At 48.2% G+C, this 12,886-nt stretch carries 15 protein-coding genes; all 15 read right to left on the bottom strand.

What is annotated here, in order from left to right; translation table 11 throughout:
- Positions 1–285: 285 nt before the first annotated feature.
- The 15 genes from dprA to ffh all read right to left on the bottom strand — a co-directional run bounded on the left by dprA (position 286) and on the right by ffh (position 12,875).
- Positions 286–1,131: a DNA-processing protein DprA gene (gene dprA, locus CYJ37_RS00125; RefSeq protein ID WP_101547485.1), complete on the bottom strand. Its 846-nt coding sequence runs from the start codon at positions 1,129–1,131 to the stop codon at positions 286–288.
- A 98-nt stretch (positions 1,132–1,229) separates the two neighbouring features.
- On the bottom strand, positions 1,230–2,132 hold the full coding sequence (sucD, locus tag CYJ37_RS00120) for a succinate--CoA ligase subunit alpha (protein WP_009795917.1): 903 nt from the start codon (positions 2,130–2,132) through the stop codon (positions 1,230–1,232).
- A gap of 16 nt (positions 2,133–2,148) precedes the next feature.
- The gene (gene sucC / locus CYJ37_RS00115) at positions 2,149–3,309 is read right to left on the bottom strand and encodes an ADP-forming succinate--CoA ligase subunit beta (RefSeq protein WP_009795918.1); all 1,161 of its coding nucleotides are present in this window, start codon (positions 3,307–3,309) and stop codon (positions 2,149–2,151) included.
- 326 nt (positions 3,310–3,635) lie between these two features.
- Positions 3,636–3,935, bottom strand: coding sequence for an EscU/YscU/HrcU family type III secretion system export apparatus switch protein (locus tag CYJ37_RS00110; protein ID WP_101547484.1), 300 nt, complete (start codon positions 3,933–3,935; stop codon positions 3,636–3,638).
- The gene (locus CYJ37_RS00105) at positions 3,932–5,809 is read right to left on the bottom strand and encodes a hypothetical protein (protein ID WP_101547483.1); all 1,878 of its coding nucleotides are present in this window, start codon (positions 5,807–5,809) and stop codon (positions 3,932–3,934) included. The genes CYJ37_RS00110 and CYJ37_RS00105 overlap by 4 nt, the downstream gene beginning before the upstream one ends.
- A gap of 12 nt (positions 5,810–5,821) precedes the next feature.
- On the bottom strand, positions 5,822–6,589 hold the full coding sequence (locus CYJ37_RS00100; RefSeq protein ID WP_101547482.1) for a ribonuclease HII: 768 nt from the start codon (positions 6,587–6,589) through the stop codon (positions 5,822–5,824).
- Positions 6,590–6,751: 162 nt separating this feature from the next.
- Positions 6,752–7,624 (bottom strand): ribosome biogenesis GTPase YlqF, encoded by an 873-nt coding sequence (gene ylqF / locus CYJ37_RS00095; RefSeq protein WP_035403507.1) that lies wholly within the window; start codon positions 7,622–7,624, stop codon positions 6,752–6,754.
- 30 nt (positions 7,625–7,654) lie between these two features.
- Positions 7,655–8,206 carry a signal peptidase I gene (lepB, locus tag CYJ37_RS00090; RefSeq protein WP_009795924.1) on the bottom strand — a complete coding sequence of 184 codons (552 nt, stop codon included), beginning with the start codon at positions 8,204–8,206 and terminating at the stop codon, positions 7,655–7,657.
- 377 nt (positions 8,207–8,583) lie between these two features.
- Positions 8,584–8,928, bottom strand: coding sequence for a 50S ribosomal protein L19 (rplS, locus tag CYJ37_RS00080; protein WP_009795926.1), 345 nt, complete (start codon positions 8,926–8,928; stop codon positions 8,584–8,586).
- Positions 8,929–9,057: 129 nt separating this feature from the next.
- Complete coding sequence (gene trmD / locus CYJ37_RS00075; RefSeq protein WP_094767475.1) at positions 9,058–9,807, bottom strand: tRNA (guanosine(37)-N1)-methyltransferase TrmD; 750 nt, start codon at positions 9,805–9,807, stop codon at positions 9,058–9,060.
- Positions 9,804–10,322: a ribosome maturation factor RimM gene (gene rimM, locus CYJ37_RS00070; protein WP_101547481.1), complete on the bottom strand. Its 519-nt coding sequence runs from the start codon at positions 10,320–10,322 to the stop codon at positions 9,804–9,806. The genes trmD and rimM overlap by 4 nt, the downstream gene beginning before the upstream one ends.
- 15 nt (positions 10,323–10,337) lie before the next feature.
- On the bottom strand, positions 10,338–10,724 hold the full coding sequence (locus tag CYJ37_RS00065; RefSeq protein ID WP_009795929.1) for a YlqD family protein: 387 nt from the start codon (positions 10,722–10,724) through the stop codon (positions 10,338–10,340).
- Between the two features lie 117 nt (positions 10,725–10,841).
- Positions 10,842–11,072: a KH domain-containing protein gene (locus tag CYJ37_RS00060; RefSeq protein ID WP_009795930.1), complete on the bottom strand. Its 231-nt coding sequence runs from the start codon at positions 11,070–11,072 to the stop codon at positions 10,842–10,844.
- 11 nt (positions 11,073–11,083) lie between these two features.
- Complete coding sequence (rpsP, locus tag CYJ37_RS00055) at positions 11,084–11,356, bottom strand: 30S ribosomal protein S16 (RefSeq protein WP_009795931.1); 273 nt, start codon at positions 11,354–11,356, stop codon at positions 11,084–11,086.
- Positions 11,357–11,525: 169 nt separating this feature from the next.
- Positions 11,526–12,875 carry a signal recognition particle protein gene (gene ffh / locus CYJ37_RS00050; RefSeq protein ID WP_009795932.1) on the bottom strand — a complete coding sequence of 450 codons (1,350 nt, stop codon included), beginning with the start codon at positions 12,873–12,875 and terminating at the stop codon, positions 11,526–11,528.
- Positions 12,876–12,886: the final 11 nt, after the last annotated feature.

The raw sequence follows: 12,886 nt of genomic DNA, 5'->3' as shown, positions 1-12,886 counted from the left end.
TTATTGTCCATGCTGCTATGGGTTGTCAAATCTCTGATAGCATCATGTATGGATAGCAAAACATAGCCGGCTCGACAAGCAAACGGTTACAGCCTGTTTTGCAGCCTTTACATTGCGTCTGTTGCACAATGTATAACAGATTTTAAATAATTTCAACCTTTTTGACATAAATTTTCTAATTTCAGACTATTTTCAGCAAAAATGCACTGTGATGAATTATACAATTCAAATGCATACTTTTATGCCTTTTTTAAGAAAATCTTTGTTCTGCCTAACGGGATTTTCTTAAAATTTTAGTTCTTCAAGTATCTCACTGGCATCTGCAATCAGCTTTGCGCCCTGCTGAATCAATTCATTCGTGCCTGCGGAAGCCAGGCTGAATATGCTGCCTGGCAGGGCAAACACATCCCTGCCTTCATTGACTGCATAATTTGCCGTAATCAGCGATCCGCTCTTGCTTTTTGCTTCTATTATAAAAGTCCCCTGGGAAAGCCCGCTGATGATTCTGTTCCTCATTGGGAACTGCCATCTGTCAGGCCGTGCATCAGGCGGATATTCAGAAATGACAAGATGATCTTCCATCATCCTTCTTGCCAGCCGTTCATTGGATTTTGGGTAAATATGATTAAGGCCTCCAGCAATGACACCGATCGTCCGGCCGCCGAGCGAAATGGCTGTTTCATGCGCCTCGGCATCCACTCCGGCTGCAAGGCCGCTTACGATGGTCACTCCCTTTCCCACCAAGCCCGGAAATACTTTTTTTATTGCGCTCCTGCCGTATCCTGTTATCTGCCTGGATCCTACAACCGCAAGCTTGGGATCCAGATGCAAAAAGCTGATGTCTCCTTTTGCGTATAGCACCCAGGGAGGCTGATAAATTTCCTTAAGAAGCGGTGGATATTCAGGGTCAAAGATTGTAATGCAGTGAATGCCGTATTTCTCGTATCGTCTGATTTTCTCTATCGTTGTCTCCAGGCTGCTGTTAGTCGGGAAAAAGAGTTTACGATCGGGTTCAGAGAAAGCTGCTGACAGGGAGGTTTTCATGTGGGGATCTTTCTTTAGGAAATGATAAATGCTGCTCCAGGAGCTTTTGTGATGGAGGGAGATAAATTTCAGCTTGAATTCGTCCATTTGCGGACCTCCTGATAGGATTTTTTAGAGAGGGAGTTAAAAAAGAAGGAGAAATAGTCCCCTTGAGGCAAGGGGACCGGAAAGTCTGATCTATATGTTTAGTGCGTTTTGCATTCGTCGAAAAGGCCTTTTTCTTTCAGGACCTTAATCAAAGTTTCACCCATTACGGATGGAGTATCGGCAACCTGGATTCCGCATTCATTCATCACACGGATTTTTTCGTCAGCAGTGCCTTTACCGCCTGAGATGATGGCGCCGGCATGGCCCATGCGCTTCCCTGGAGGTGCAGTGCGGCCGCCGATAAAGCCGACAACAGGCTTTGTCATGTTAGCTTTTACCCACTCTGCTGCTTCTTCTTCAGCCGTTCCGCCGATTTCACCGATCATGATGACCGCTTTGGTTTCCGGATCTTCATTGAATGCTTTTAATACATCGATGAAGTTTGTTCCGTTGACAGGGTCTCCGCCGATTCCAACTGCAGTGGACTGGCCGATTCCAGCCTGTGTGAGCTGGTGGACAGCTTCATATGTCAATGTACCGGAGCGGGACACTACGCCGACATGCCCTTTTGTATGGATATATCCTGGCATGATCCCGATTTTGCACTCATCAGGCGTGATGACGCCAGGGCAGTTAGGACCTACCAGGCGGGTCTTCTTGCCTTCCATATAACGTTTCACTTTAACCATATCAAGAACAGGGATATGCTCTGTAATACAGATGGCCAGGTCAAGCTCTGCATCTACCGCCTCAAGGATGGCATCTGCAGCAAAAGCAGCAGGAACATAAATGACAGAAGCGGTTGCGCCTGTTTCTTTGACAGCTTCCTGAACTGTATTGAATACAGGTACTCCTTCCACTTCCATGCCGCCCTTGCCTGGAGTTGTGCCCCCGACGATTTGTGTGCCGTATTCCAGCATCTGCTTTGTATGGAAAAGGGCAGTTGAACCTGTTATCCCTTGAACTATTACTTTTGTATCTTTATTAATGAATACACTCACGTCAAATTCCCCTTTCTTAACCTACTAGTGAAACGATTTTTTCTGCCCCGTCACTCATGGAATCCGCTGCGATAATATCAATATCGGATTCTGCGAGAATCTTTTTGCCAAGGTCTACGTTCGTGCCTTCAAGGCGTACAACAAGCGGCACTTTCAGGCCAACCTGCTTTGCAGCCTCTACAACGCCTTCTGCAATGACGTCGCATTTCATGATTCCGCCGAAGATATTGACAAAGATTCCTTTTACATTCGGATCAGAAAGGATGATTTTGAATGCTTCCGTTACTTTCTCTGCTGTTGCACCGCCCCCAACATCAAGGAAGTTGGCAGGGTCGCCGCCGTAATGCTTGACAATATCCATTGTCGCCATTGCCAGGCCGGCACCGTTGACCATGCATCCGATGTTTCCGTCAAGAGAAATGTAGCTTAGGTCATATTTTGAAGCTTCGATTTCTTTTGGATCTTCTTCTTCCAAATCACGGTACTCAAGAATATCTTTTTGGCGGTACAGGGCATTTGAATCAAAATTAAGCTTTGCATCAAGTGCCATTACCTTGCCGTCGCCAGTGACTACAAGCGGATTGATTTCTGCAATAGAGCAGTCCTTCTCAATATAGGCATTATAAAGCGCGAGCATGAACTTTGCTGCCTGGTTGACAAGCTTGCCCGGGATATTGATATTGAAAGCGATGCGGCGCGCCTGGAAAGCTGTCAGGCCGATGACCGGATCGATTTCTTCCTTGAAAATCTTTTCTGGTGTTTTTTCAGCAACTTCTTCGATTTCTGTGCCGCCTTCTTCAGACGCCATCAGCACGACACGGGAAGTTGCACGGTCAAGCACAAGGCCGACATAATATTCTTTCTGGATATCACAGCCTTCTTCAATCAGGAGGCGCTTCACTTCTTTCCCTTCAGGGCCTGTCTGGTGCGTGACCAGTGTTTTCCCCAGGATTTCAGATGCATATGTACGTACTTCATCGAGGTTTTTCGCAACCTTGACGCCGCCCGCTTTTCCGCGTCCGCCGGCATGGATCTGCGCTTTAACTACAACTACCTCTGTGCCAAGTTCTTTGGCTGCTTCTACTGCTTCTTCAACTGTAAAAGCGACCTTTCCATTCGGAACCGTTACCCCGTATTTTCTGAGGACTTCTTTTCCCTGGTACTCATGAATATTCATTTCCCATCCTCCTATCAAACTCTTCAAAAAATAGACTGCGCTTTCATTTTATAAAATGAGCACACCCTTGTCTACAATTATGATTAAAATATTATATTTCTTTAAAAATTTTAAAATTTAAATCTATAAAAAACCCTGTAAAGTAAAGCGTTTTCATTTTTTATTTTCAAAAATTGTTTTTTCAGCATAGAAATATATTTAAGAAAGGATGATCAGTTACCGTTCGGGAGCAGATCCTGGCCGCGGCTTTCCAAGTGAGAAAATATGACTTTGGAAAGCGCTCTTTCCTCAAAAGAGCTCTGCTGCCGAATACGAATAAGGACAGGCTATAATCCCTGTCCCCTGCTGTGCTCTCCTGCCCGGCGGTCGGCTTTATAAACAAAGGCGAAAATTTCTGCCACTGCCTGATACAGCTCCTCCGGGATATTTTCATCTATGTTCAGCTTTCCGAGCAATTCAACCAGTGACGCGTCTTCCTGAATGGGAATATTATGCTCTTTCGCTTTTTCGAGGATATTCTCGGCTGTCAGTCCCTTTCCTTTGGCCTTAACCTTAGGTGCTTCATGTCCGTCCCTATAGGATAGGGCGACGGCTTCCTTCCTGATCTTCGGTTCCTGCTGTTTCATATTTTTATATCAACTCCGCTGTATTTCCCTGAGTCGGACAATGGCCGGTACGCCATCCCTTTTGTTTGCGGCTGGACACCGCTGCCTTTCTCGAAGACAATGGCAGAAAGCCTGTAATCCAGCCCTTCCAGCCCTTTTTTCAATCCGTCTGTAAAAGGGGCTGCCCACTCCCTGATGCGGCTGTCCCCGTTAAAGACCTTGATCTGCACGATTCTGTTCTGGAGCTGGACATCGACTATCGTTTCCTTTAAATGGTCCAAGTCCAGGTAGAAAATGACGCGGCAATAGGCAGGATCGATTCTCCCATCGGCCAGCTTCCTTCCGCTCCATTGCATGGTCATTTCCGCTGTCCTGTTCCACAGCGGGACAGGCAGCTGGAATATATACTGCTGCAGCGGTCCTGTTTCTTGAGCCAATAGCTGGTGTCCCGTCAATTTATTCAGCAATTGCTCCGCAGCCTCTTTGTGCTGAATGGGAGGACCTTCCTTCAGAAACTGCAATAGCATCATTTTAAGTGATTCATTCTTCAAGCCGCTGTCATCCCCGCCCGAGAGGAAGCTGAGCACTGCATGATCGTGGGAATAGCCCAGGCTTTTCAGTATGTGCGTTAGCCTGGACTGCAGCAGCCCGTCTCCGGCTGCGGCAGCCGCGGCTGATTTTGCCGAGATTTCGCCAAGCAGTACCTGCCTGGCGTCCATGCTTTTTTCTCCCTGCCCTTCTGGATCGCTTTCAGTAAATAGCTTGATGCTTTCGGACACCTTTTCAAACTCAGGCATTTGCGGATGCAAAATCCGCAGAAGCTGAATGGCTTCTGCCGGCTTCATATCTCTGCCGGCAAGCGCTGAAAAAAGCTGGCCCTTCCATGCTTCTGCAGTTCGTTCCGGCTGCAGGGCAGCCGAAGCTGGGCGGCCTGCAGGATCGATATCTGCATCCGAATTCGACATAGAGGCGTTCTGTGCAGTTTTCGCCCCCTCCATCCCTTCTCCTGACTCGTTAGAGGATCTATGCATATTCCCCTGCAATCTGCCGGCAAAAGCCTTTAAGAGGTCTTCCAGAGATCCTGCAGGCCTCCCAGCCTGTCCACTGGAAACAAGAATCCGCTGAAGAAGGTCGGCCTCCTTCAGCCCTTTTGGCAGGGCGCCGGCTGCTTCCAGCAGGTGCCTGGCCCCTTCGGCACGCTTCCCGTCCTGGCTTCCCAGCCATTCTTTCACTAAGAACAAGAGTGATTCTTCCCCCTGCTTCATCTTTAATGAAGCCCCAAGATCTGCCGCCATATGAAGAAGCGCTTTCCCCGAAGTGCCCACACCAGGCTGATCCAGCAGGTCCACAAGCTCTGTGAGAAGGGCTTGGATGGGCTTTCCTCCCTGTGCAGCCATCAAAGAATCCAAAACCCTGCCTGAAACCGGCAGCTGCCTTGCCAGGGCCTGCTTGATTGCTTCAAGCTGATTCTGTGAAGGCCGGCTGCCGCCGAGCCATTCTGCAATCGCGGTCAAGCCCTCTTTTGTAATCGGCAGCTGCTCTTTTACCAAAAAAGAAACCATATCAATATTCGTCTTGGCGGCTGCAAGTGCCAGCTTATTAAGCAATACTTCTTCGGCGTTCATTCCCTTTTGTGCTTCAGCACCAGGAAGAAGCCTCAGCCGCGGGGCCCCATCTCCCGGCAGGACCTGCAGCCAGTAACGCTCATTTACCGACAATGCTGTTTCAAGCTGCGCTATCACCTTCTGCCCTCCAATCATGACCTCTGCGGTCTGATTGGGATGAAGCTTAATGACCTTTGCGCTTACGATTTGCCCGGGGTTCAAGGCAAGCGGCTTAGGACCGCCGCTGTTTCTGTTCTGCAGTATTGAACCGACAATATTCAGCGGATCCATTCCTCTTCACCTCTAATACATGCCCTTGATGGGGGCAAAGCTTTTTCGATGTTCATTGATGATCCCGTGCTTTTCAATTGCCTCAAGATGCTGCCGGGTGCCGTAGCCCATATTCCGGCCGAAGCCGTAGTGAGGATACTGCTCGTCAAGTTCCCTCATATACCGGTCCCTCGTTACCTTGGCTATCACAGAGGCAGCAGCAATCGTCACACTTTTGCTGTCGCCTTTTATGACTGCCTCTGCCTGATAGGGAACATCCAGATCAACCGCATCTGTCAGTAAATAATCCGGTGTACTGCCCATATCTGCCAAGGCCAGGAGCATTGCTTTCTTTGAAGCTTGAAGGATATTAATCCGGTCGATTTCCCCTGCGCTGATGCGGCCGATTCCGACAGCAGAGGCGCCGGACATGATTTCTTTGTAAAACTCGTCCCTTTTTGCTTCAGACAGCTTCTTGGAGTCATCAAGGCCAGGAAGATAAAATCCCTCCGGCAGTATGACTGCTGCTGCGATGACAGGGCCGGCCAGCGGCCCCCTGCCGGCTTCATCCGTGCCTGCAATCATTGTCCAGCCGCTTTTCTTCAGCCTCCGCTCAAATACAGTCATTTCCTGGTACCGGCCGTAAAGCCTGGCCTCCTCGGCCCTTTGCCTGTCCCATCTCGCAAGCAGCTGCTGCACCCCTTTGCGTCCATCAGATTTGAGCTCCCCAAAAAATGGGTCGTTGTCGTCTTTCAGATCCTTCAGCTTCACGCTGATTTCACTGATTGTAAGCTGTTTCATTCCATCCACCCTTATGCCATTATGTAGAAGGAAGGGCCAGTCATCCTGCCGGGCCCTTCCGGATATATATCAAAAAATAAAGGCCCCATGCAGAGGCCTTTATTTATTGCTGCTATTTTATTTTACCATTTTAAAACGGTATTGCGGACAAAAAAAGCCGATTTACTCTGCAGGTTCGCCTGCTGCAAAATCTGACGGATGTTCAAATGATAAAGGGCCAAGCTTTTCTGTCCGGATTTCACGGATGATCAGCTCTGCGACTTTATCATAATCGACTTCGCCCCCGCCCATTAAGCAGCCTCTCAGCCTTCCGATTTTATCGAAGGCTTCTACTGCTTCCTCAGGGAATTCTTCAAGGCTGTATCTTTCCAGCAGCCTTCCAGGATAGTGTTTTTCAAGAAACTTCAGTGCATAAATGGCGATGTCATGAAGATTTAAAATGGTATCCTTTATCGCTCCGGAAAGAGCCAGCTTGAGGCCCACTTCCTGGTCTTCAAATTTCGGCCATAAAATCCCCGGTGTATCCAGGAGTTCCATTTCCTTGCCGGCCTTTATCCACTGCTGTGCTTTCGTCACCCCGGGCATATTGCCTGTTTTGGCAATATTTTTCTTTGCAAGGCGGTTGATGAGCGTTGACTTGCCGACATTCGGGATTCCTACGATCATTCCCCTGATCGCCCTTGGCTTTACACCTTTGGCTCTCATACGGTCAAACTTTTCCTTCAATATTTCCTGTGCTGCAGAGGAGATATCCTTCATGCCGGACCCTGCCTGTGAATTAATGGCAAGCGCTTTGATCCCTCTATCGCTAAAATAGCGGATCCAGGCCTTTGTGGCTTCTTTATCAGCCATATCAGCCTTATTGAGCAGCACAAGCCTCGGTTTATGCTGGATGATCTCGTCGATCATTGGATTTCTTGAAGACTGCGGCAGGCGCGCGTCGACAAGTTCAAAAATAATATCAACAAGCTTCAGCTTTTCTGTGACCTGCCTGCGGGCTTTTGCCATATGCCCTGGAAACCATTGTATTGTCAAGGCTGCCACCCTTTCTGACTAGAATAATTGCTATTTTACGATGCGGAAGTCCTCAAGGGGCCAATAGATGATATTTGTATCCCCAAGCACCTTTTCCATCGGGATGGTGCCGATATGGCGGCTGTCCTTGCTGTAGCGCCGGTTATCGCCCATTACGAAGAGATGGCCCTCCGGCACGGTCTCCTGCCCGATTTTATCTTCAAGTGTAAAAGGCTCTGTCAGCGGCCCGTCGATGACCTCTTTCTTGTATTCATCAAGATACGGCTCCTCGACCGCTTCGCCATTTACATATAAGATATCATCTTTGTATTCGATCCTGTCACCCGGCAGGCCGATTACCCTTTTTATGTAGTCCTTGTTTTCCGGGGCATGAAAGACGATGATGTCAAATCTCTTTGGGTCGCCAATCTTATACGAGAACTTATTCACGATCATCCTGTCCGTATCGTGGAGCGTCGGCATCATCGACAGTCCATCCACCACAATCGGGGCGAATAAGAAATAGCGGATGACAGCCGCAAGGAGCACAGCGATGATCAGCGCCTTTGTCCATTCCCAGAATTCACTTTTGCTCTTTCCCATGTTAGTTCCCACCAATCTCTGCTAAAAGATATATCCAGCGTCCTACTGATTATCTGCATGATTCATTCTTTACATTTACATTATTTCACTTCAATAAACACGATGGGATGTATAATTCCTAGTATTGGCCTATTTTCTGCCATTTAAGCCCCTGCACCTCCAGAGCCCTGAAAAAATCCGGAAGCCAGGCAAGTGCAGCTGCAAAAGGAGATCGGGTGAAAAAAGCCAAATGAAAAAACCCGGCTGGCGCCGAGTTTGGCCAAGGCCGGATCCGGCTGATTAGCACGTCATACTTAACGCTTTTATGTGAAAAAGGAGCTTGATATACAAGCTCCTTCTTCGCAATTGGCGGTGCAGAGCGCACCGCCGCTTTACTTTTATCGGATTTCTTTGATACGAGCTTTTTTACCGCGCAGGTTACGCAGGTAGTAAAGTTTCGCACGGCGTACTTTACCGCGGCGCATAACTTCAAGCTTCGCAATTTTTGGTGTGTGTACAGGGAATGTACGCTCAACGCCTACACCGTAAGAAACTTTACGTACTGTAAAAGTTTCGCTGATTCCACCACCACGACGCTTAATTACAACACCTTCATACACCTGAACACGTTCGCGTGTACCCTCGATAACTTTAACGTGTACACGTACAGTATCACCAGGACGGAACGCAGGAACATCAGCGCGAAGCTGTTCTTTTGTAATTTCTTCGATTAATTTATGCATCGTTTTCAACTCCTTCCAACAGATGCTCTTGCACAGACTTTCTTTATTGCAGCGGAACATCGTTATAAGACCCGGCCGATCACTCAGCCCAAGCCACAAAAACTATCATAACATAAACAATGCCTGTCATCAATAGCTATTATGCTCTTTTTTTATTTCTTCGAGAAGGCGGACCTGCTCTTTTGTCAGTTCTGCCCCTTCAAAGAGATCCGGGCGGCGGAGATAGGTCCTTTTCAGAGACTCTTTCATCCTCCACTCATCAACAAGGCGGTGGTTGCCTGAGGTCAGGATATCAGGCACTTTCATCCCCCTGAAGTCCGCGGGCCTTGTATAATGCGGATGCTCCAGAAATCCGGTGCTGAACGAATCCTTCATATGGGACTCCTCATTTCCGAGGACACCCGGGAGAAGGCGGACGATGCTGTCAATCAGCACCATGGCCCCAAGCTCCCCTCCGGTAAGCACGAAGTCTCCGATAGAGATCTCATCTGTCACAAGATGCTCCCTTATCCGTTCATCGTAGCCTTCATAATGGCCGCACACAAAAATCAAATGATCGAGGGAAGAAAGCTCCTCCGCCTTTTTCTGGGTATAACGCTCACCCTGGGGGCATAGGAGGACGACTCTCGGCTCTCCGCCGCCTGCCTTCACCTTTAAGTCAGCAACCGCGTCAAATATCGGCTGGGGCTTCAGCACCATGCCGGCTCCCCCGCCGTATGGATAATCATCAACCGTTTTATGCTTATTGTCGGCATAGTCCCTGAAATTGACTACATTGTAGCTGACAGCGTTATTTTCTTCTGCCTTCTTCAGTATGCTATGGCCGAAAACACCGCCAAACATCTCGGGAAACAGAGTAAGTACATCGATCTTCATCATGACAGCAAGCCTTCCATCGGTTCAATGATGATGACTTTTTCTTTCACATCCACTTTTTTGACAACATCTTCAATATAAGGGATCAGTATATCTTTCTCCCCCTTTTTGCTGACCACCCACACATCGTTGGCGCCAGGGGTCAGGATTTCCGTTATTTCCCCTATTTCTTCTTCATCAATTGTTTTCACGGTACAGCCGAGGATTTCATGGAAATAATACTCATTTTCCTCCAGCTGCCCCAGCTGATCTTCAGAGACCTTCAATATTGCGCCTTTAAGCTTTTCCGCCTGATTCAGGCTGTCCAGGCCTTCAAAAGTAAGCAGATCAAACGATTTATGCTGTCTGTGTGTTTTTACAGTCAGCTTCACCGGTTCCTCCGAACCCGCCTGGAATAAGAATAAATGGCTGCCTGCCTTATAGCGCTCTTCCGGAAAATCGGTGCGGGATACGACCCTTACTTCGCCCCTGACACCGTGTGTATTGACAATCTTCCCTACATTGAACCACTTTTCCATCTTTGCCGATCACCTCTAGCGAATTTCTTTAACGACTCCATCTTCAATGATGATGGTTTTGTTTGCGGATACCTCATCCCAGGTGTCGCCAATGCCGATCTCCACGACAGCCTGAACTTCTTTTTCCTTCAGTTCACTGCCTAATGGTAGCATATGTAGTTGTTCAATTTGAAACTCCAGCAGCTTGATCTTTTCTTTCCGCCTGTCTGTTTCTTTTTCAAAATTGGCAGTCAGGCCTGCCTGCTGGAACTTTTTCGATTTCTCTATCTTTCTCGCTTCAAAGCGAAGCTGTTCACATTCTTTCAAAAGCTGTGTTTTTCTTTCCATATAGGTTTCAAGAAGCTTCCTTTTGCTTTTTTCGGTTAAGATCTGTTTAACTGTGGCGGTTTGAAGTATTTTCACCCTTAAGCCTCCTTCAGCGTCCTGGTACCGAACCAACTTCTAAAAGCTTCTGAATGGTAAAAAAAGGAGGGGATCCCCCTCCTTTTTCTAATTCCTCCGGACATGCCTCGGGAAGGTTCATTCAGTTATTTCCAAGAAAATTCTTTTTTGCTGTGATGATCCTGCTGCATACACAACAGTCCGTATCGATTTAGCGACGCGCCCTTGCTTCCCGATCACTTTCCCCATGTCACTCTTGTTGACAGAAAGCTGATAGGTAACGCGGTGGTCATCTTCCCGGACATCCACCCGGACATCATCGGGAAAATCAACCAGGGGCTTAACGATCGTTTCGATAAGCTCTTTCATCACGCGCAGAATTACTTGCCGTTCTTAGCGTTATGGAATTTCTCCATAATGCCTTCTTTAGAGAACAGGTTGCGTACTGTGTCAGAAGGCTTAGCGCCATCGTTCATCCATTTAAGAGCAAGCTCTTCGTTGATTTCAACCTTCGCAGGCTGTGCAACTGGATTGTAAGTTCCAACTGTTTCAATGAAACGTCCGTCACGAGGAGAACGAGAATCTGCTACTACAATACGATAGAAAGGGGATTTTTTAGCTCCCATACGTTTTAAGCGAATTTTTACTGCCATGTTAAATAAGCACCTCCGAATAGTTTCACACAAGATAGTATAATATCAATAGATAAATGGTTTGTAAAGTGTTTTTTCTTTACATGTTATAAAAACTTGATTCCCGCGGCTTTTCAGCCGTGCTTTTGAGCATGCCGGGACATGCTTTCCAGGTGCAGAGGGACAAAAATCAAAACGGATTGAAAGGCAGCTTGAAGCCTTTCTTTTTCCCCTTTTGCTGCATTCCTGTCATCTGCTTCATCATTTTTTTCATATCCTCGAACTGCTTGAGAAGACGGTTCACTTCGGGTACGGTCCTGCCGCTGCCCTTCGCAATCCTCTTCCGGCGGTTCGCGTTGATGATTTCCGGATGTGTCTTCTCTTCCTTTGTCATCGATTTGATGATGGCCTCGACATGCGCGATCTGCTTTTCATCGATCTGCATATTATTAAGCCCCTTGATTTTGTTGGCGCCGGGCATCATTTTCAGAATTTCATCCAGCGGCCCCATATTGCGGACCTGGCCAAGCTGGTCAAGGAAGTCATCAAAGGTAAAGGAAGCAGTCCGCATTTTCTTTTCGAGCTCTTTTGCCTTTTCTTCATCAACATTGGATTGAGCCTTCTCGATCAGGGTGAGGACATCTCCCATGCCGAGTATCCGGGACGCCATTCTTTCCGGATGGAAGGCTTCAATTGCATCCATCTTTTCCCCGAGTCCGACGAATTTGATCGGCGTGCTGGTAACAGAACGGATGGAAAGCGCAGCTCCCCCCCGTGTATCGCCGTCAAGCTTTGTCAGGACAACGCCTGTCAGCCCCAGCTGCTCGTTGAAGCTCTGGGCGACATTCACTGCATCCTGCCCTGTCATTGCATCTACGACAAGGAAGATCTCATCCGGCTTGGAAAGCTCCTTGATCTGTTTGAGCTCATCCATGAGGGCTTCATCCACATGAAGGCGCCCTGCCGTATCGATCAGCACATAATCATGGTGGTCTTCCTTCGCCTTGGCGATGGCCTGCCTGGCTATCTCAACAGGCGAGACCTGGTCGCCGAGAGAGAATACAGGCATATTGATCTGTTTGCCGAGCGTTTCAAGCTGTTTGATGGCAGCCGGACGGTAGATGTCCGCAGCCACCAGCAGCGGATTGCGGTTATGCTTTTTACGGAGCAGGTTCGCAAGCTTCCCTGTGGTGGTCGTTTTACCGGCACCCTGGAGCCCGACCATCATGATCACGGTCGGCGGGCGATTGGATACCGCCACTTTGCTCTGCTCCCCGCCCATCAGTTCGGTAAGCTCCTCTTTAACAACCTTTATAACCTGCTGGCCCGGCGTCAGGCTCTTCAGCACTTCCTGGCCGATTGAACGCTCGCTGACCTTTTTCACAAACTCTTTGACAACCTTAAAGTTGACGTCTGCTTCCAAAAGGGCCAGGCGCACTTCGCGCATCATCTCTTTGACGTCCGCCTCGGATACTTTCCCTTTGCCGCGGATCTTCTGTATCGTATTTTGCAGTCGGTCGGCTAATCCTTCAAATGCCATATATGCCGCCT

This window comes from Bacillus sp. UMB0728, from assembly GCF_002858875.1.
GTDB lineage: Bacteria > Bacillota > Bacilli > Bacillales > Cytobacillaceae > Bacillus_AB > Bacillus_AB infantis.
This window is presented reverse-complemented; position numbering and strand designations above follow the sequence as displayed.